Annotated in this window: 22 protein-coding genes; 8 read left to right on the forward strand and 14 right to left on the reverse strand. The window is 65.3% G+C overall.

Annotation, left to right across the window (positions count from 1 at the left end; genetic code table 11):
• Window positions 1-80: 80 nt before the first annotated feature.
• The 10 genes from B9C43_RS40090 to hisS all read right to left on the reverse strand — a co-directional run bounded on the left by B9C43_RS40090 (window position 81) and on the right by hisS (window position 9,798).
• Window positions 81-3,167, reverse strand: a complete 3,087-nt coding sequence (locus tag B9C43_RS40090; RefSeq protein WP_084432626.1) for a S8 family peptidase — start codon at window positions 3,165-3,167, stop codon at window positions 81-83.
• A 322-nt stretch (window positions 3,168-3,489) separates the two neighbouring features.
• Complete coding sequence (locus B9C43_RS40095) at window positions 3,490-3,999, reverse strand: hypothetical protein (RefSeq protein ID WP_084432628.1); 510 nt, start codon at window positions 3,997-3,999, stop codon at window positions 3,490-3,492.
• Window positions 4,000-4,015: 16 nt separating this feature from the next.
• Window positions 4,016-4,366, reverse strand: coding sequence for an SCO6045 C-terminal-like domain-containing protein (locus tag B9C43_RS40100; protein WP_084432630.1), 351 nt, complete (start codon window positions 4,364-4,366; stop codon window positions 4,016-4,018).
• Window positions 4,363-5,157 carry an MbnB/TglH/ChrH family RiPP precursor modification enzyme gene (locus B9C43_RS40105; RefSeq protein WP_084432632.1) on the reverse strand — a complete coding sequence of 265 codons (795 nt, stop codon included), beginning with the start codon at window positions 5,155-5,157 and terminating at the stop codon, window positions 4,363-4,365. Before B9C43_RS40105 ends, B9C43_RS40100 begins: the two co-directional genes overlap by 4 nt.
• A 3-nt stretch (window positions 5,158-5,160) precedes the next feature.
• Window positions 5,161-5,886: a TIGR04222 domain-containing membrane protein gene (locus B9C43_RS40110; RefSeq protein WP_084432634.1), complete on the reverse strand. Its 726-nt coding sequence runs from the start codon at window positions 5,884-5,886 to the stop codon at window positions 5,161-5,163.
• Entirely contained in the window at window positions 5,887-6,777 is an 891-nt protein-coding gene (locus B9C43_RS57845) for a TIGR04222 domain-containing membrane protein (protein WP_084432636.1), read from the reverse strand.
• Between the two features lie 71 nt (window positions 6,778-6,848).
• On the reverse strand, window positions 6,849-7,556 hold the full coding sequence (locus tag B9C43_RS40120) for a TIGR04222 domain-containing membrane protein (protein ID WP_407657152.1): 708 nt from the start codon (window positions 7,554-7,556) through the stop codon (window positions 6,849-6,851).
• Between the two features lie 209 nt (window positions 7,557-7,765).
• Window positions 7,766-8,206: a peptide-methionine (R)-S-oxide reductase MsrB gene (msrB, locus tag B9C43_RS40125; RefSeq protein ID WP_084432640.1), complete on the reverse strand. Its 441-nt coding sequence runs from the start codon at window positions 8,204-8,206 to the stop codon at window positions 7,766-7,768.
• A gap of 6 nt (window positions 8,207-8,212) precedes the next feature.
• Window positions 8,213-8,518 (reverse strand): hypothetical protein, encoded by a 306-nt coding sequence (locus B9C43_RS40130; protein WP_033391977.1) that lies wholly within the window; start codon window positions 8,516-8,518, stop codon window positions 8,213-8,215.
• Between the two features lie 17 nt (window positions 8,519-8,535).
• Complete coding sequence (gene hisS / locus B9C43_RS40135) at window positions 8,536-9,798, reverse strand: histidine--tRNA ligase (protein WP_084432796.1); 1,263 nt, start codon at window positions 9,796-9,798, stop codon at window positions 8,536-8,538.
• A gap of 83 nt (window positions 9,799-9,881) precedes the next feature.
• Between hisS and ligD the strand changes: the two genes are divergently transcribed.
• Window positions 9,882-10,886, forward strand: coding sequence for a non-homologous end-joining DNA ligase (ligD, locus tag B9C43_RS40140; RefSeq protein ID WP_084432641.1), 1,005 nt, complete (start codon window positions 9,882-9,884; stop codon window positions 10,884-10,886).
• A 41-nt stretch (window positions 10,887-10,927) separates the two neighbouring features.
• On the opposite strand, the gene B9C43_RS40145 is transcribed toward ligD, so the two are convergent.
• Window positions 10,928-11,188, reverse strand: a complete 261-nt coding sequence (locus B9C43_RS40145) for a Prokaryotic metallothionein (protein ID WP_143446944.1) — start codon at window positions 11,186-11,188, stop codon at window positions 10,928-10,930.
• Window positions 11,189-11,462: 274 nt separating this feature from the next.
• On the opposite strand from B9C43_RS40145, the gene B9C43_RS40150 reads away from it, so the two are divergent.
• The gene (locus B9C43_RS40150) at window positions 11,463-12,452 is read left to right on the forward strand and encodes an ABC transporter substrate-binding protein (protein WP_033391980.1); all 990 of its coding nucleotides are present in this window, start codon (window positions 11,463-11,465) and stop codon (window positions 12,450-12,452) included.
• A gap of 43 nt (window positions 12,453-12,495) precedes the next feature.
• Here the strand turns inward: B9C43_RS40150 and B9C43_RS40155 are convergent, their stop codons facing one another.
• Together B9C43_RS40155 and B9C43_RS40160 are read right to left on the reverse strand one after the other, a co-directional pair.
• On the reverse strand, window positions 12,496-13,233 hold the full coding sequence (locus B9C43_RS40155; protein ID WP_084432645.1) for a class I SAM-dependent methyltransferase: 738 nt from the start codon (window positions 13,231-13,233) through the stop codon (window positions 12,496-12,498).
• Window positions 13,234-13,314: 81 nt separating this feature from the next.
• Window positions 13,315-14,304 (reverse strand): PHP domain-containing protein, encoded by a 990-nt coding sequence (locus B9C43_RS40160; protein WP_084432647.1) that lies wholly within the window; start codon window positions 14,302-14,304, stop codon window positions 13,315-13,317.
• A 33-nt stretch (window positions 14,305-14,337) separates the two neighbouring features.
• Here B9C43_RS40160 and B9C43_RS40165 point away from each other — a divergent pair, with 33 nt between their 5' ends.
• The 5 genes from B9C43_RS40165 to B9C43_RS40185 all read left to right on the forward strand — a co-directional run bounded on the left by B9C43_RS40165 (window position 14,338) and on the right by B9C43_RS40185 (window position 17,228).
• Complete coding sequence (locus B9C43_RS40165) at window positions 14,338-14,562, forward strand: hypothetical protein (protein ID WP_312024913.1); 225 nt, start codon at window positions 14,338-14,340, stop codon at window positions 14,560-14,562.
• Window positions 14,563-14,567: 5 nt separating this feature from the next.
• Window positions 14,568-15,227, forward strand: a complete 660-nt coding sequence (locus B9C43_RS40170; protein ID WP_084432649.1) for a DUF6319 family protein — start codon at window positions 14,568-14,570, stop codon at window positions 15,225-15,227.
• Between the two features lie 41 nt (window positions 15,228-15,268).
• Window positions 15,269-15,844 carry a DUF3558 family protein gene (locus B9C43_RS40175; protein ID WP_084432651.1) on the forward strand — a complete coding sequence of 192 codons (576 nt, stop codon included), beginning with the start codon at window positions 15,269-15,271 and terminating at the stop codon, window positions 15,842-15,844.
• Window positions 15,845-16,167: 323 nt separating this feature from the next.
• On the forward strand, window positions 16,168-16,590 hold the full coding sequence (locus tag B9C43_RS40180; protein ID WP_084432653.1) for a hypothetical protein: 423 nt from the start codon (window positions 16,168-16,170) through the stop codon (window positions 16,588-16,590).
• Window positions 16,591-16,700: 110 nt separating this feature from the next.
• A complete protein-coding gene (locus tag B9C43_RS40185) occupies window positions 16,701-17,228 on the forward strand; it encodes a DUF3558 family protein (protein WP_235039132.1) in 528 nt (175 codons plus the stop codon).
• Here the strand turns inward: B9C43_RS40185 and B9C43_RS56045 are convergent.
• Entirely contained in the window at window positions 17,195-17,716 is a 522-nt protein-coding gene (locus B9C43_RS56045) for a hypothetical protein (RefSeq protein ID WP_143446922.1), read from the reverse strand. The two genes, B9C43_RS40185 and B9C43_RS56045, sit on opposite strands and share 34 nt — an antisense overlap.
• 24 nt (window positions 17,717-17,740) lie before the next feature.
• Between B9C43_RS56045 and B9C43_RS40190 the strand changes: the two genes are divergently transcribed.
• The gene (locus B9C43_RS40190; RefSeq protein WP_143446923.1) at window positions 17,741-18,838 is read left to right on the forward strand and encodes a hypothetical protein; all 1,098 of its coding nucleotides are present in this window, start codon (window positions 17,741-17,743) and stop codon (window positions 18,836-18,838) included.
• Window positions 18,839-18,840 lie beyond the last annotated feature (2 nt).

The raw sequence follows: 18,840 nt of genomic DNA on the forward strand, positions 1-18,840 counted from the left end.
AGTTGACGTAGATCGGAAGAAGGGGGCGGAGCGGCCCCGGGTGTGGGGGCAGGCCCGAAGCCGCTCCGCGGGTGAACAGGTCAGTTGAGCTTGTACGCGTTGATGATCGTCTGCTCGACGGTGTTGCCTGCCCGGTCGGTCGCCTTGGCCCGCAACGACACCGAGGTGGCGTCGTTCGGGTGCTGGACGATGGCGAACACGTTCGCCACGACTGTCGCCGCAGTCCACGTCTGGCCGCCGTCGAACGACGCCTCGACAGTCAGCGACTTGGGCACCGTGCCCTGTCCGCTGTTCTGCGCCTGCACGGACACCGGCACGATGAACGACTCACCCGCCGGGGCGGAGTTCGTCGCGTCCAACGCGGGCGTGTACCGCACGGTGGACAACGGCAGCCGGACCGGGTCCGCACCCGCCGGGCCGGACCGGAAGGTCCACGCACCGCGGACCGTCGTGGACACGTCCGAGACGCCACTGCGGATCGCCTCAGCGGTCAGTGTGTACGTGCCCGTGTCGGCGGGGACGTCGAACTGGCCGTACGCCGGGTTCGGCGACTCGCCGATCTTTTTGCCGTCGCGGTAAAGCACGGTCGACCCCTTGTCCACAAGGGACGAACCGGCGTTGCCGGAGGCGTCACCGAACAGCGGGATGTTGACCGAGATCTTGTTCTCCGTGCGGGTGACGTACTGGTTCGGGAACCGCGTCTGCGGCATCACCGGGGCGAACACGCCACGGTTGTACGACTCCTCGTACGTCCTCCCGCCCTGGAACACCTTCACCGGGCTGGCCAGCTGTGCCTCAAGGGTCCGGCCGTCCGCACTCAGCTGGTACAGACCGGGGCTCCAGGCCGCATCCTCGGTCGTGTAGTACTCGTTGCGTTCCCCAGGCAGTTTCACCGGCAGCAAGACCGCCCAAGCGCCTGGGCCAGTACCGAACTTCGGGTACGGGAACGCGTACCGCAGGCCCGACTTGCCCGGCACGGTCGCCCCGAAGGTGCCGTGCACGTGCGCGAGAGTCTCCTTCTTCACCGCCTTGGTGAAGCCGGTCGGCATGGAACCGTGTTGGTAGAAGGCCAACCCGTAGTAGTCACCAGCTGGCGTGTCCCACTGGGTGTTGATCTGGGTCAGCAGTTCCTGCGGGGAGAGTTCGGGACCGACGTGCGCGGTGTGCAGCGTGCTCAGGTCTCCGCCGAAGAGCACCCAGCCGAAGCCGAAGCTGGTCTTGCCCGCGATCCGTTGGTACGTCACGTCGGCGAGCCGCATCAGCGACGCCGGATCCACCGGTGTCACCTTGGTCGGCTTGGTACGCCGGAAGTCCAGGTCGATCGTGGTGTCCTCGGTCAGCGTGAACGCCGGGAACGCCAGCCAGTTGATGGCCTGCTGGCCGACCAGCGAACTGTCGACCGCGTAGCTGCCCTTGGGCAAACGCAGTGACGGGCTGCCGTCCGGATCGAACGCCGAGGTGTACTTCCCGGAGTCCAAGCCGAACAGTGCGGTGCGGTAGCCCGTCGCGGGCGCGCCGTCCAGTCCGATGTGGTTGATGGTCAGCGTGTAGCTCTCCGGCTCGCGGTTGATCGCCACCGGCGTGTTGACCGTGAGGTCACCCGCGGTCGCGGTCAGCGTTCCGGAGTAGATGCCGTCCAGCGCTTCGAGCTTGGTGTTGCCGGTGATGGTCACCGTGGCCTCGCCACCGGCGGGCACGGTCACCTTGGCGGGGGAGGCGGTCAGCAGACCGGCTGGCGCGGCTTTGCCGTCCGGGCCGAGCGCGTTGACCGTGACGTCGAACGTGACGTCCGTCTTGCCTGTGTTGCGGTAGGTCAGGCCCTTGTTGACGGGCTGGTCGTCGTCGTGCGGCCACAGTTGCGTGCCGAGGCTGATGCTGGTCGGCGTGGTCGTCACGGCCTGCGTGACCGCCTTGGCCACGTCGATCCGGCCGGATCCCTGCTGGAACGCGTTGAGCTTGCCGTTCGGCTTCGCGGACGCGGTCAGCGTCGCCTTGATCTGCTCGCCGGACCAGTCCGGGTGCACCTGCGCGAGCAGGGCTGCGGCACCGGCGACGTGCGGCGTGGCCATGGATGTGCCGGACGCGGCGACGTAACCGTCGGCGACTGGCGTGCCCATCTGACCGTTGGCGGCCTTCGCCGCCGCGATGTTGACGCCGGGTGCGGTGACGTCCGGCTTGATCGCCGCGTCACCGATACGCGGGCCACGGCTGGAGAACGGGGCCAGGGTCTCGTCGCGGTCGACAGCGCCGACGGTCAGCGCGGCGTCCGCGCTACCTGGCGAGCCAACTGTCTCCTCCCTGGGACCGCTGTTGCCCGCGGCGATGACGAACAGCGTGCCGTGCTTGGCCGACAACGTGTTCACGGCTTCTTCGAGCGGGTCGATGTCCGGTGTGTCTCCGCCGCCGAGGCTCAGGTTGACGACCTTGGCGCCCTGTTCGACCGCCCACTGCATGCCGCCGATGATCCAGGAGTCGTAGCCGTAGCCGCCGTCGGCGAGTACCTTGCCGTCAATGATGTTGGCGCCGTACGCGACACCCTTGTACTTGCCGTTCGCCTTGGCGCCAGTGCCCGCGATTGTCGACGCGACGTGCGTACCGTGCCCGTAGCGGTCGACGGCGTCGGGGGAGTCGCTGAAGTTCTTCTCGGCGACCTCGCGCGTCGCCAGGTCTGGGTGCGTCTGATCGACGCCGGTGTCCAGCACGGCGACCTTCACGCCCTCGCCGGTGAACCCAGCGTCCCAAGCGGCAGGGGCGCCGATCTGCGCGGTGCTGCGGTCCAGCGAGGCTTTGCGCTTGCCGTCGAGCCAGACCTTCTTCACGGTCGCGCCGGTCAGCGACTGCCACGCGGCGCCGCCCTTGGTCGCCGTGACCGCGGATGCGTTGATCGCGGCCAGGTTCGCCGTTGTGGTGGCACCCGCGATGCTCGCGCCCGGCGCGTGGCTCACGATCAACGGCAGGGTGTTGTTCCGTTCGCCGTCGCGGTAGTCCGACTCGGACAGCAGGGTCACGTCGAACAGGCGCTCGTCCACACGCCCTTGCGCGATAAGGGAAACAGCGTCCTGCGGGACGACGTAGTGGTGACCGTCGCGTTTGTACGTCGAGAATGCGAGTTTCTCCCGGCCTTTGCCGGGAATGATGGCGTGCACGCTGTACGCGTCCTCGACCATGACAACTCGGTCGCCCGTGATAAGTGTGACCGACCGGCCGTTGGGCTGAGCTACCGGCGCCGCACTGGCCACTTGTGCCGTGCTGAGCGCCACCCCCAGAACGAGAGCCCCGACGCAGATACGTCTAGCGGCTCGTCTCTTGGCTGAATGCACCTGAAAAACCTCCCGATCGGTTTTCTGCGCACGCCCCAGACATCGACGGTATGGAGTCGATGAACCACTGTCAGTGGTCACCGCAAGCTATCGGGACCACCATGGGGTGACAAGTCCTCGACAGGACAATCTCGAAAGTAAATTTCCCCAGCGAGAGATCACCGGGTGTTTACGGACGTTCGCTGACCGTCCCATCGGGGGACACCAGTACGCCACCTTGCGGTGTGCCGCCTCCGCAGTCCGGACCAGACGGATAGCGGACTTTCGGGCTGACCGTCAGCCGTGGCGCGCCGATCTCGGCACGGGCTGGATCGATCAACCGCAGCGTGACCTCGACCGGTCCGGCGGGCAGTTCCGGCAGGTCGGCAAAGGAGTTCTTGCCACCGGTCGGTTCCATTCGCGCACCGCACGCGGTGTCCGGGCCGGTTGGCGTGCACGGCAGCGCGCTGGCAGCGGTCGACGGGTACAGCTCAAGGTCTTTGTCCTGGCACGAACCGTTCCAGCATGCGGTCAGCCGGGCCGAGCCGACCTTCGGCGCGTAGGCCGGGTCGATGTCCAGCGAGATGCCCTTCCGGATCGCCGCACCGCTGCACGGCACGCCGGCGCCCTGCAGCGTGGACCCGCATCCGGTCAGGACGGTGCAGGCAAGGGCGAGCGCGGCGGTGAGATTCCGGTTCACGTTTCTTGGACGTGCGTCACCGGTTTTTCGTTGCACGCCTTCGCTGCCACCACCGCACCTTCGGCAGATGTCCTTCAGCCCGCAACCATTCCACGAACGCCCACGCGTCATCGCGCATCCGTGAACCGTCCTTGCGGGGATGCGCCTTGGCGTACTCGGTGAACAGCGGGACAAATCTGTCTTCGAGGTCCGCGCACACGTCCGGCTCGATCATCGCCACGATCTGCCGCCGTTTCGACCGCAGTGCCTTGGCTTCGACTTCCAGTCGTCGCGGATCAAATCCCGGTGGCGGTGGGCCTTCTGCCAGCAAGGCATGCAGCAATTGTGCTTGCTGCTCGGCGAGACGGTCTCGTTGCGGCTGTGTCATAGCCGTTCCCGGATCGCCTGCAGCTCGGCGGCAAGGTCCGCGTCGGACGGGTAGTCACCGTCGCGCTCCAGCAGGACGCCCGGCGGCTTGGTGCGTTTCACCAACTCCGCCAACAGGTCCAGTACCTCCGGCAGCACTGGGTGCGTGTGCGTGTCGTGGTAAACGCCGTTGTGTTCCTCGCCGCCCGCGACATGCACGTAAGCCACACGTTCCAGTGGCAGTTCGTCGAGGAGCTTGACTGGATCCTGGTTCAGGTTGCGGGCATTGGCATACATGTTCGCAACGTCCACAAGCAACAGGCAGTCCGTCCGCTCGGTCAGCTCGCCGAGGAACTGCGCCTCGGTCAGCTCGACGTCCGGCCACTCCAGCAAGGCCGCGATGTTCTCCAGCGCGAACGGCACATCCAGGTTCGCCTGCACGGTTTTCACATTGGCGACAAGCACGTCCAACGCTTCTCTGGTCCGCGGCACCGGCATCAGGTGCCCGGAGTCCAAGCCGCCCGCCCGTACGAAGCAGACGTGGTCGCTCGCGACCGGCGCGTCCAACACGTCGGCGAGCCTGGCCAGGTGCTCGACCCGTTTCATGTCAACGGGTTGTGCGCCACCGACGGACAACGACACCGCGTGCGGCAGCACTGGCAGACCGCGTTCCCTCAGCAGCACAACGGATTCCGGTAGCCGGTCCGGGTTCAGGTTCTCCGCGACGACCTCGACGAAGTCCACGCCAGGCAGCCGTTCCACGGTGATGTCGATCTCCGAGCGCCAGCCGATGCCCACTCCGAGAGCGTCCATTCGCTACACCCCTCCCGAACCGCACCCGATGCCGCTGGACCAAGGGCTGTCCTTGTCGATCACCTTGCTTCGCAATGCCTTGGCGGCGACAGGGCCAGGGTAGTTCGCGAGCCCGCCCAACGCGACCAGAGTCGCCGCGTCTGTGCCTTCGGTGGTCTTGATCACGTACCTCCCGGCTGTGGTCCGCTTTATCTCATAAGGCATCCAGCGTTGCGGAACCAACGCGGCAATGAGCACCACGAAGGTGACGACCAGCAGCAGTGGGTCGAACAGGACCACGCCGAGCGCAGCGGCCACGATCAACGGTGACGCTGCCTTGAGCAGGTGGATGGGCGTGAGGCGGAGCAGCAATCCGCGCTGCGCCAACGACATCTCTGCCTGTTTGATCGCATCATGGTGCTGCAGCGTGACTTTCAGGCGGTTGATTGTAGTGCCCGCCTCGACCCTGCCGAGGATCACCCGTTCCAGTTCCGTGCGTGGCTTGACGTTGCGGCGACTGCCGAGACTGAGCACACCCTCGCGGCCGATCCGGATCGCCTTGCGCTCCGAGAGGGTCACGATGCTGGTCTCGACCATCCGCTGCCAGCCCGCCTGGAGGAAGGCAACGTCCTCAACGGTCGGGCTGAGGCCGGCCAACGGCACGTCGACCGACCTCAACCGGGCTCGTAGCACCAGTGTCGCGATGGTCGCGATCACCACCACGCCCAAGTGCAGCCAGAACTCTGTCACTCAGGAGCCTCCGCCACCACAACCACCGCCGCCTCCTCCTCCGCAGCTGCTACCTCCGCCGCCACCGGAACTATCGCCGCCACCGCCGCCGAAGAAGCCGTACGTCGCAACGCTGGTCCCGGCGTACGCCGAGCCGCGGCTGCGGGATGACCGCACCCGCCGCGGCTCTTGAAGAAGCCGGGAGATCGTCACGTCCGGGTAGCCCCGCATCCCGTGCCTGGCCACTGCGGTCGCTGCCGCTTCGACCGCGTTGCCCCGCTCATCGAGGGCCTGCCTGCCCGCGCGGGTCGGACCGGCCTTGATCTCCCGCATCGCGAACAGAGTCGCGATGACGGTCAGGATCAGCAATCCGGTCAGGTAACCCACCGGGAAGCCGAGGTTGATGCCGTTGATCCACCGCGCGATGCCGATCACCAGGAGCGCGACCAACGGCAGCGCGGCGACGAAAACTTGGCGGCGGCTGCTGCCGTAGTAGTACAGGCCTTTGTCCGCGAGGGACGTGCTGATGGCCTCGTACTCGGGCAGGTTGGTCATGGACGCCAGGTGGTAGTGCAGCGGCCGTCCCTGCCGCTTGGTGATCCGGTTGACCAACCGCTCCTCCAGCACCGACTCCGGCCTGGCCGTGGTGTCGCTGACCGGATACAGCAACCCGTTGCGCTGCACGCGGATCACGTTGCGCTCCACCAGGTTCGCCAGCGCCGACTCGACGACGCGGACCCAGCCGCCCGACAGGAAGGCGGTCTCGTCGACCGTCAGCGGCTCGTGCGATCGCTGGGTGGACGCCGAGCGGATCCGCCTGCGCAGCAGCACAGTCACGACTCCCGCGACCAGCAGGCCACCGATGTACAGCCACAGGAATTCCGGACCGGACAGGCCCCAAGGGTTTTCCATGACCCTCTCCCCTCTTGTGTGTACGGGTAGGCCCGGGGACGCGTGTCCCCGGGCCTACCCACCTCCCCCTGCTACCCCTTGCAGTTGCCTTCCGTGCCGCAGCTGATGGGCACGCAACCGCTCATCCCCCCGGATGTGACACCCCTCCGGCCCGTCAGTGCGTCCCGGATCATCCGGTCGGGGTGCCTGGTGAACCCACCTGCCGCCACCAGCTCGGCAGGTGCGGTCACCGAGGCACGCCCGACCGCATTCGCCCCCTCGAACGTCCTCGGGCAGATCGCCTGCCGGTACATGGCGTAACCGATCACCCCGCTGCAGATCAGCAACACCGTCAACCACCCGACAGGCCTGTCGCCGGCGGCCCCCTCAAGCCACCGCACGACTCCGACCGAGAACACGACGACCACCGGGACCAAGCTGATCACCTTGCGGCGCTTGGCCAGCTCGTCGTCCACCAGATATCCCGCGCCCACAAGGCGAGCGACCACTTCCTCGACGGCGTCGGACTCCGCCAGCCTGCGCGTGAGGATCGAGATCGACCTGCGTCCGTGCCTGCTCACGTCGGCGACGACCGTGCGCTCGACCGGGTCGCCACCCCCGGACCTGCCCACCAGCTGCAGATAACCGTCCCGGGAAGCGCGCAGCTGGCCGGTGTCGACCAGCTGCGCGACCGCGGCCTCAACCACTCGCCGCGGACCCCCGGTCAGGCATGCCAGCTCCTGTGCCGACAGTGCCTGAATGGGTGCGGTTGTGGTGGCCGCACCCGAACGAGTGAGAATGCGAACAGCGAACGCGAACAGCAAAGCGATCGAAAACCCGAGCAGATAAATACCGATGAACGTCGGCTCGGGTATTCCCCAAGTGTCTTCCATGATCTTCCCCCTCTCTCCTAGGAGAGCCGGAAATCAAGTGGAGACACCACTTTCTTCGTACCGGGGGCACCCGGCAAGACACCTTGACTAAGATTTAGGGTTGTGTTGGGGGTAACTTAGGATTGCTGGTCCGGGCCGTCGTCCGGCCGCAACGTCAGCGAGATGCTGTTGATGCAGTAGCGCTGGTCAGTCGGGGTCGGGTAGCCCTCACCCTCGAACACGTGGCCAAGGTGGCTGTGGCACGTCGCACACAGCACTTCGACGCGGACCATGCCCAATGACGCGTCCTCGCGGAGAATAACAGCGTCACCGGCAAGCGGTGAGAAGAACGACGGCCACCCGCAATGCGAGTCGAATTTCGTCGAACTGCGGAACAGTTCCGCACCGCACGCCCGGCACGCGTACACACCGACAGTCTTCGTGTCGGTGTATTCACCGGTGAAGGCACGCTCGGTACCCGCCTTGCGGAGTACCGCGTACTCCTCGGCGGTCAGCTGCTCCCGCCACTCCTGGTCGGATTTGACCACGCGCGGAGTGACACCGGTAACGGGCTTCATGGACACCTAGCCTCCGAAGCTGGTCAGGATGAACACCAGTGAGTCCCACACCGCGACACCCACCCCGATCAGGATCAACCCGATGAACAGCAGGGCAAGCATCCGGTAGTGGCCACCGAGGCGGTTCGCCGAGTCCGCGAAGTCCGAGATCCCGCCGAGGTATCCCTCGACGGTGTACCCCGACCGGCTGGTCTCGATCCGTTCGAGATGGGCCGCGAACGCCTTCACCTCAGGGTCATGAGGATCAAGGCCTTCAAGGTCCTCGCGAAACCGCTGTGACGCGGGCTCATCAGGGGACGCGTTCACTGCCATATCAACACCGTAGCCGGTCAGCTTGATTCCCGGCTCCCCAAACCGCGCTCGTCAGCCACATCGCCGGAACGGACGTGGACGAAAGAGGTGTATCCCCATTCCTCCAACCTGCCCAGCTGCGTGCCGAACTTGCCGCGCCGCTTGATCGTTGTGACCTGGCGGCCCTCGGCGCGCAGCCGCCGCGCCACGGCCAGTACCTCCGCCGGGGTGACATCGGCTTCGTGCAGCACAGCGACAGCGTCCGTACGCGGAGCGTTGTCGAGCAGGTTCACGATCCGCTCGAAACCGATAGAGAACCCACAGGCGGGGACGTCCTTGCCGAGTGACCGGCCGATCAGCTTGTCGTAGCGGCCGCCGCCGGCCACCGACGCGCTCGTGCCCGGGTGGCTGATCTCGAAGATCTGCCCGGTGTAGTACCCCATGCCGCGCACCAGAGTCGGGTCGAACTCCCAACCCAGCTCACGGGTTGTGGCCAGTTCGGCAAGCGCCGTCGTGGTCGTCACGAGATCCTCGGCGACGTTCTCCGCCAGGTTAGGCACGGCGTCGGTCAGCTGGTCGGTCAGCTTGGCCGGATCGAGGCCCTGCAACGCGGTTATCGCCGTCTGCACGCCGTCGACCTGGGCAGCGGTGAACCCGGCGCGCTCGGTGAGCTCCTTGCGCACCCCGTCCCAACCGATCTTGTCCAGCTTGTCCAGCGTGATGAAGAAGGATCCCTGTGCCTCCGGGGCAACCCCGGCGCCCTCGGCCAACGCGGAGAGGAACCGGCGGTCGGACAGGCGGACGGTCGTGCCAGGCAGGCCCGCGGCCGCGAGAGCGTCGGTCGTGGCTTCGATCAGCTCGGCCTCGGCGAGCACGGACTCCTCGCCGATCAGGTCGATGTCGCACTGGTTGAACTGGCGGTAGCGGTCCTTCTGCGGCTTCTCGGCGCGCCACACCGGGCCGAACTGGAAGGAACGGAAGGGAACCGGCAGGGCGGCGTGGTTGTTGCCGTAGAAGCGCGTCAGCGGAACCGTGAGGTCAAACCGCAGCCCGAGGTCGGCCAGCTCGTCGAGGCTGTCCGGCAGCTCGGTCAGGCCACGGCGGAGGATCTTGTAGATCAGCTTCTCGTTCTCGCCGCCCTGCCCGCCGGTCAGCCGCTCGATGTTCTCGATGGCTGGGGTCTCGATGCGCTGGTAGCCGTACCGGTGGTAGACCTCGGTGATCCGGGCCAGGACATGGTCGCGCACGGCGACTGTCGCGGGCAGCAGGTCACGAGTGCCCCTGGCGGGGCTGTTGTCCATCTTCACCGGTAGTCCTCATCTCGCGGATAGGTCCTCTAAAAGTACCGGGCGCACGCGAGGTGTTTTACGCCTAGGGTTGCCGCATGGCGTCGAAGGCGATCGAGCTGACAGTCGGCGAACGGACCGTGCGCGTGTCCAATCCGGACAGGGTGTATTTCCCGGAGCGCGGGATCACCAAGCGCCAGGTGGTCGAGTACTACGTCTCGGTGGCCGAGCCGTTGCTGAAAGTGTTGCGGGACAGGCCGACAACCCTGAAACGCTACGTCGACGGCGTGACCGGGGAGGCGTTCTACCAGAAGCGCGTACCCAAGGGCGCGCCTTCCTGGGTGGAGACCGCGACGATCAAGTTCCCGTCCGGCCGGGCGGCCGACGAGGTGTGCCCGACCGAGATCGCGGTGATCCCGTGGGCGTCGAACCTCGGCACGTTCGATTTCCACCCGTGGCCGGTGCGACGCCCCGATGTGGACCATCCCGACGAGTTGCGCGTCGACTTGGACCCGCAGCCGGGCACGGACTTCTCCGACGCGGTGAAGGTCGCCGGAGTACTGCGGGAAGTGTTGGCGGACAACGGGTTGACCGGCTACCCGAAGACTTCGGGCGGACGCGGCATCCACGTGCTGGTCCGGATCCGGCCTTCGTGGGACTTCATCGACGTGCGGCACGCCGTGATCGGCCTGGCCCGTGAGGTCGAACGCCGGATCCCTTCGCTGGCAACGACCGCGTGGTGGAAGGAGGAACGCGGCGAGCGCGTGTTCCTCGACTTCAACCAGGCGGCCAGGGACCGGACGATCGCCTCGGCGTGGTCGGTGCGTGGCACGCCCCGTGCGACCGTCTCGATGCCGCTGACATGGGACCAACTGTCCGATGTGGATCCCGATGACTTCGATATCTTCACTGTGCCGGATTTGCTTGCCTCGCAGGGCGATGCGCACGCGGACATCGATTCGGCGGTGTTCGGCATCGAGTCGTTGCTCGAGTTGTACGCGAGTGATTCGCGCGGGGAGATGCCGTATCCGCCGGACTATCCGAAGATGCCGGGGGAGCCGAAGCGCGTGCAGCCGTCGCGGGCCCGCCCGGACACCGACTGACCCTGCGGAAACCGAACCGCGCGCGCCTTAGCGGGCTGCGGTCACCCGGGTAGGGCGCCGACCGTGTCCCGAATTTGCGTGCCGAGGCCGCTCGCCCCTTGCCGTGCACAGTGCGCGCAGCAGAAGAACCGGCCCTCCACTTCCACGCCGTGTCCGAGGATCCGGCATTCGCAGTGTTCGCACCGCGGCGCCAGCTTCTGGATCGCGCACTCGAAGCTGTCGAACGTGTAGACGTCGCCGCTGACGGTCCGGACCTCGAACGCCATCCAGTACTCGTTGCCGCAGACGTCGCACTTCGCCAAATCATCCATGGCCTGAGCGTGCGCGCTGGGTCCGGCATCGGCAACTCGAGACCCGTCCCGGCGGCCGCGATCGTTGACCCAACGGCAACAATTGTCGCCGCAAACAATAAGAAATGTTATATACCGTCGCACTTTATATTGTGGATTGTGTGATTACTTGAAAATTGTGGGTACTGCATTTGGCGGCTTTCAATGCAAACGTGTGCCGCTACTCTTCGGCGCTACTTGAACGATGCCGTGCTGCGCTGATGACCCATTGAGAGGACAACTTCACATGCGTCGGAAACGACTTGCCGTTGCTGGCATGGCAATGGCCTTGGCGGCGGCGACTGGGGGCTGCGGTGCGCTCGGCGAAACCGCTGAATCGTCGCAGGGTACGACGGGTGGCGGCCTGGAGAAAACCACTGTCAAGGTCGCCGAACTCAAGATCATCGACGCCGCGCCGATCCACCTCGCCATCGACAACGGGCATTTCAGGGCCGAAGGCCTGAACGTCGAGCTGAGCATGGGTGGAAAAGGCTCGGTCAACATCGACAACGTCATCGGCGGCACCATCGACATCGGACTGAGCAGTTATCCGCCGGCGATCATGCCGGTGGCCAAGAAAGTGGCCGAGTTGAAGGTGGTCACGGACGCGATCACGACAACCGAGAACCTCTTCCTGCTGGTGGTCAAGAAGGACGGCCCGATCAAGTCCATCGCGGATCTGGCGGGCAAGAAGATCGCGGTCAGCTCGCAGGGCGGGATCGGCGAACTCGCGCTGCGCACCCAGCTGAAGATCAACGGTGTCGAGATCACCAAGGAGCAGTACATCTCGATGCCGTTCGCGGACATGCCCAACGCGCTCAAGAACGACAACGTGCAGGCGGCGATCATGAACGAGCCGTTCCTGACGCAGACGTTGCAGAACGAGGGCGTGACCAAACTCCTGTCGCCGTTCAGCGGGTCCACGGCGAACTTCCCGACGTCCGGGTGGATCGCGTCGAAGAAGTTCGTCGAGGAGAACCCGAAGACTGTCGCGGCGTTCCAGCGCGCCATGGCCAAGGGCATCGCCGACGCGCAGCAGCGCAGTGTTGTCGAGGGCGTGGTGACGAAATACGTTGGCGTGCCGCCGAATGTGGCCTCGCTGATGACGTTACCGACTTTCCCGTCCAGCACGGACGCCACCCGGTTCCAGCGCGTCGTCGACCTGATGGTGGAGACCGGCGAGCTCAAACCGGAGCAGCGGATCGACATGCGCACGATGGTGATCGACCAGAAATAGCGATGCGGGCCGGGGAGATCGCGCCTCTCCCCGGCATTTCTGGTCAGGACAGGCGGTGCGTGCGGTAGAGAGTGGCGACGAACGGGACGCCGAGCGTTGGCGTGCCACGATCCTCGGCCAGGCCGGTCAGGTGGTCGTAGAGCTTGCCCAGCAAGGCAGCACGGTCGTCGTCGCCGAGCGAGATGATCGCGCTGTAGGTGCTGTGCATCGCGCAGATCTCCTGCGGTGTCATCTCCCGTTCGTAGCCGATGACGTGTTTCTCAACGGGCGAGAAAGGCAAATCCTCCGGCAGTTTCAGCTGATGTATGGGGCGGGACGGGTTGTGCGCGGACAGGATCACGTCCTGCACTTCGTCCAGCCACATGTCGCTGTGGCCGCGGTCGTGCCAGGAAACACCCAGAACACCACCTGGTTTCAGGCAGCGTGCCGCTTCCGCGCCCGCTTTGGCGGGGTCGAACCAATGCCATGCGTTGCTCGTCAGCACCGCGTCCGCGGCCGCGGTGGAAACCGGCAAATGCTCGGAGCTGCCAAGATGCACGGTAGCGTCGGGAAACCTTTCCCGTAACCACGCACACATCTGCTCATCCGGGTCGACCGCGATCACCTTCGTGGCTCGGCCGAGCAATATCCTGGTCAGATGGCCGGTGCCGGCGCCGACATCAACGACGACATTGCTGTCCTGCGGTAACAACCATTCTGCGGCGAGTTCCGGTACAGCCGGTCGATGCTGGTCGTAGTGGGCAGGGTCGACACCGAAAACCAATCCGGGCTGGGCCGTCATCAAGCAATCCTCCAGTCGGTGGCGAAAAGCACACCGAGGCTAGCGGTGCGGTGTTCACCGCCGGTACGGCCAATTGCCGTATTAGCCAACCGGATTGGCCCGCGCGTTGATGACTCGCTCAACGGGAACACCGCACTTCTCGGCCCGTTCGCATCCTGTCGACAACCAATCGAGCTGGCCGGGTGCGTGCGCGTCGGTGTCGATGGCGAACTCGCAGCCGATCTCGACGGCCAATTTCAACAGGCGCAACGGCGGATCAAGCCGCTCGGGCCGTGAGTTGATCTCCACAGCGACGCCGTTGTCGCGGCACGCCTCGAAAACAGCCTTGGCGTCAAAGGTCGATTCCGGCCGATTGCGTTTGGCGGTACGCATCCGCCCGGTGCAGTGGCCCAGGATGGTGGTGTGCGGATTGCTCACGGCCTTGATCATGCGTTTGGTCATCTGCGGCGACGGCATGCGTAGCTCGGAATGCACGCTGGCGACGACGATGTCCAGCCGTGCCAACAGTTCCTCTTCCTGATCGAGCGCGCCGTCGAGCAGGATGTCGACCTCGATGCCGGTCAGGATGCGGAAAGGCTTGAGCTCCTCGTTGAGCTCGGCGACGACATCGAGCTGTTTGCGCAGCCGTTGCGCGGACAGTCCGTTGGCGACAGTGAGGCGCGGGGAGTGGTCGGTCAGCGCCATCCACTCGTGCCCGAGTTCGATCGCGACCTCAGCCATCTCCCGGATCGTGCTGCCGCCGTCAGACCAGTCGGAATGCACATGGCAGTCACCCTTCAACGCGGCCCGCAACTCCTGCCCGCCGGTGACCGGCAACGTCGCCTCGGCAATGAGCTTGCTGAGGTAGTCGGGCTCACGGCCGGCGACGGCGTCAGCGATGACACCGGCGGTGGATTTGCCGATGCCCGGCAGTTGGGTGAGAGTGCCGCGTTTGGCCCGCGCTTGGACTTCCTCGGCGGGCAGTTCGTCCACAACGGCCGCGGCTTTGCGGAACGCCTGCACCTTGTAGGTGGGCTCACCGTTGCGCTCGAGGTAGAAGCCGATCAGACGGAGTGCCTTCGCGGGATCCATGCGTACATCATCGTCCTTAGTACGATGGATCGAGTGCACAAGGTGGAGGGAGAGCCGATGTCGCAGGACTACGTCGTGCGGTACGTCGGCGGACCGCTTGACGGACGCGTGGACACATTGTCGGAGTTGCCCGCGACCCTGAAGGAAACGGTGACGCACGTGCACCTGCACGGCGGGCCGAAGATCGTGCACCACTACGACCTGCACTACGCGGTCGAATACGGCTGCGAGTACCGGTTGCGCGGTGGTGCAGAGTAAGGAGCATGCTCTCCGACAGCGACATCACCCAGCTGCGCGACGCACTGAAAGCCGGCAAGCCCCCGACAGTGTGGTTCACCGGACGCGCAGTAGGCGTGGATGCGGGGAAGTCGGGGAAAGTGGTGTCCTTCGCGTCACCCGAAGAGGGCGACTTCATCGAAGTGAAGCCAACGGGATCGAAGGACACGCTGTCGTTCTCGAAAGCGGAACTGACCCTCAACCGCCCGAAGCAGCGCCCAGCGGCGCCGAAGAAGCCGGCACCTGCGCCTGCTGTCGTTGAGGAAGAGATCTACCAACCCGCCCCGGCTTCGTCCTCGTCTTCGTCTCGGGCCTCGTCTCCGTCGTCGGCTTCGGCTCCGGCTTCGGCTGAGAAGAAGTCAGCGCCCCGCCGCCGCGCGATGCCGCCCTCGGAAGTGACGGTAACCCTCCACTCAACGCCCCGCGGCGACTGGACAGTGGACGTGGTGGTCGGCAAGAAGCGAAGCGTGCGCTCAATGCCGATCCCAGCGGCAGCGATCCACAAAATAGCCAAGGAACTCCCCGACCAAGTCGAAACAGCGATCAGCGCCGTGATGGCCGCCGCCCGCCAGCAGCACGAGGAACGCATCGCCCTACTGCAAGCCGAACTCGACGCCGCCCGCCGCGCCCTGAACGAACTTTCGTAACTCTCCGGAATGTCCGGTGACTCCTTGGTACGTTCCAGGACGTGCAGGGGAGACACCTTTTGGCCGTAGCCGCGTTGGTCTTGGTTTCGTGCACCTCGGAAACACAAGGTGTGCCGACGGCCAGCGACTCGACTGCGGTTGCACGCCCGACACTTCCTGGCGGAGGTGGCGCGTCCCGGAGCAGGACGGTTCCTCCCAGCAAAGCGGTCCCCGGCAGCTCGGTACGCGACCTAGATGTGTGCACACTGCTGACCTCCGCGGAACAAGCAACCCTCGCGGTGGCTCCCGGACAACCGAAAGACGGCCAGACCGACGTGGACAAGGGCTGCGTGTGGCGTTCTGCGGACAAAGGCGAATTCTTGATCCAAATCAACGCGTATGGCGAGCTCGGCCACAAGGATGTGGTGAGCACCGGAGAAGTGAAGACCTTGCCGAATATCGGCAAGCATCGAGCGGTGCAATTCTCGATGGACCCGGTTTGCGCGGTGAGCCTCGGGATCACAGAGAGCGCGCGTGTCGACGCGACCGTAACCACTGGGCACAACCTCCAAGAGGCCTGTCCGATCGCCATGCGAGTCGCCCAGATGATCGAGCCAAAGGTGCCAAGCGACAGTTGACCCGTCGCGGCAGGCAGAAAGAGCCACCACCGGCTCAGCGGACGTCCGCACGCCGACAATCCCTTGCCAGTCCGCTCCGGAGCACTGTCACTACGAGTCTGGCGCGTTCACGGCCAGAGCCTTGCCTGTTGCACGCGGGTGACTGCGCACTGTGCTGCCCGAACGGCTGGACAAGATCGCTTCCTTGGTTACCCACGGCGATCGCCCGTCCAGGTGATCCGCCATGTCTTGGGAACCACTTGCGCCCCAGTTCCGTCACAGTCAAGACGGGTCACGTCACCCCTTGATACCGTGGCCCGGGGAGGCTGGAACGAGGGGACGGCATGTACGAGGACCTTGGCGGAAGCGCCCAGCCCGAGATCGGCTGGGCCGACATCGGCAAGAACATCGGCAGCATCGGCGCCAGCATGGGCGCCTTCGCGAGCGCGGCCGCTGCCGGAGGCTTCGAGGTCAACGAGACCGGTGGCAAAGCCCTGCTCAAGGCCATTGAGAAAATGCAGGACTGGGTGAACGGGCAGGTGCTGGACCTGCGTCAACTGGCGCAGCAGCTGCCCCTTGGGCAAAGCAATGGTGCGAAGGTGATGAAGCCTTACCTGCAGCAAGTCGCCTCCGACAGCCAGGGCTTCCTGACCCAGCTGACACAGTTCAATGACTCGCTGGCCAAAGCGGCGGAGGGAATAAATACCGCTATGGCCAAGTACAAGGAAACTGAAGCAGCCAAGAGCGCTGCGTTCCGGCAAGCTTGAACCAATCGGGCGTATCTACTACGAGAAAGAGTCGGCTACCTGTGCAGCAGCTACCGTTGAAGCGTTCGCTGGTTGGTTTCGCGGTGTTCTCTGTTCTGGCTTCCGGAACTGTGGCGTGCACCAGCGAGATCCCCGGTACGCCGACTCCAGGAAACCAGCCGTCTGCGACCTCGCGGGCAACGATCCCCGGCGGAGGTGGTACCAGTGGTACTCCAAGCGGTACCAACAACCCTGGGGCGAATGCCAGTCCGATCAAGGGACTGGACCCCTGCACCCTCCTGTCCGCGGATGAGGCCTCGGCGTTCGGTGCGGCTGCAGGGACGCGGAAAGATGGCCTGAGTGACGCTGTTCGAGGGTGTCGTTGGACGGCGTCTGGTCAGTACAGCATCCAAGTGGACCTCTTCGACGAAAACGGCATCAACGATGTCGAGGCGACCGGGGAAAAGAAGCCGGTTCCGACTGTAGGAAAGCATCAAGCAATCCAGTTTCTTTACGGGCCGTCTTGCACGATAAGCCTGGCAATAAATGAAACCTCTCGTGTTGACGTGGCTGTAGCTTCGGGGAACGACACGACAAAGGCATGTGGGATTGCGATGCAGGTGGCTCAAAAAGTTGAGCCGAAATTGCCGGGGAGCTGATAGTCATGCCGCCGAAGCACGCGCAGCCAGAATACAATCCCAATATTCAAACGGCTTATCACCCGCCGACCCACCGCGGCGACACGCACGGCGTCGACATGCGGGGGCAGTCGGACACCCGTGGTCAGGTGCAGACGGAGGTTGAGCATGACGTCGATCAGGAGATCGATGGCAAGCCACTGTGGCCGAGGATCTTCGCCCAGATTTCGCGAGAAGGCACGGTCCAGGACCGTGTGAATCAGCAGATGGCAGATCAGGCCAAGGCGCTTGCGCAGGGCGTTGAGACTAGGCCTGGGCCGCCAATGCAGTGTTCGAACTACCAGATGTACGAACACCAAGACCTTGAGAACATGGTCAAGAAGGATGTCCATCCTGACCGCGTTGGTGAAGTCGGGGCCAAGTGGCTCGATGCGGGCAACAGGATGGTCGAGTTCCAGACCGACGTGGTGAACGCGATCACCAACAGTGAGGCGGACTGGCGTGGGCAAGCCGCTGAATCTGCCCGTAAATTCATGACTGACGTGGGCAACTGGGTAGGTAAAGCCGGGCAGAGTGCTCAACTCGCGGGAACGCAGACCCAGCAGTACTCGGCCGCTCTCGCGACGGCGAAGAACTCGATGCCGCCGCCCGTTGACTTCAACGTTGACGCGGCGAACGCGGATCTGCGGAACACGACGAACCCGTTCGCATACGCCGTCAAATTCGGCACCTACATGCACAAGTACAACCAGCAGCAGGAAGCCAAGCAGCAGGCCGTCCAGGTTGTTGGCACGTATGACAGTGCGCTTGGTGGTGCGAGCACCATGCCGGCGTTCGCGCCTCCGCCGACGATGGCGGGTGGGGGTAATCCGCCGCAGCCTCCGCCTCCGGAGCCTCCGCCTCCTCCGCGTCCGCCAGGCCCCGGTGAGCCGGGTGGTCCTGGTGGGGGGCCGGGTGGCGGTCCTGGGGGTGGCCCTGGGTTTGGGCCCGGTGGTGGTCCTGGCACTGGTCCCGGTGGCATCGGTGGGGGCACTGGTGGCGGCACCGGTTCTGGCACTGGGCAGCGGCCTGGGGCTGGCATTGGCACGGGCACTGGTACTGGTACCGGTACTGGTGGCCGGGGTCCGGGTAGTGGCACGAGCGGCCAGGGGTTCATTCCCAACACCGGTGGCCGGGGCACCAACGTCGGCAACAACCAGGGCGGGTATGACCCGACCGCTGGTATGCCGCCTGGGTTCATTCCGGGTGGTGGCCCTGCGTTCGGGCCGGGCGGTGGTGGCGGTGGGGGCACTAGCGGTGGCCGTGGCTTCGGGCCTGGTGGTGGCGGCAGTGGCTACGGCGGCACCGGTTCTGGGGCTGGCCGTGCTGGGCTTGGGCCGGGTGGTGGGCCTGCTGCTGGTGTTGGTGGGTACGCCGCTGAGCAGGCTGCCGGTGGTGGCCGTGGTGGTGCGGCCGGTATGGCGGGCGCTCGTGGTGCCGCGGGTATGGGTGGCATGGGCGGTATGGGTGCCGGTCGGGGCGAGGGTGGCGAGGACGAGGAGCACCAGCGTCCGTCGTACCTCGTTGAGCCTGACCCCGACAGCATGTTCGGCACCGATGAGATGACTGCTCCGCCGGTTATCGGCGGGTAGTG

This window comes from Kibdelosporangium aridum (assembly GCF_900176515.1).
Classification (GTDB): Bacteria; Actinomycetota; Actinomycetes; order Mycobacteriales; family Pseudonocardiaceae; genus Kibdelosporangium; species Kibdelosporangium aridum.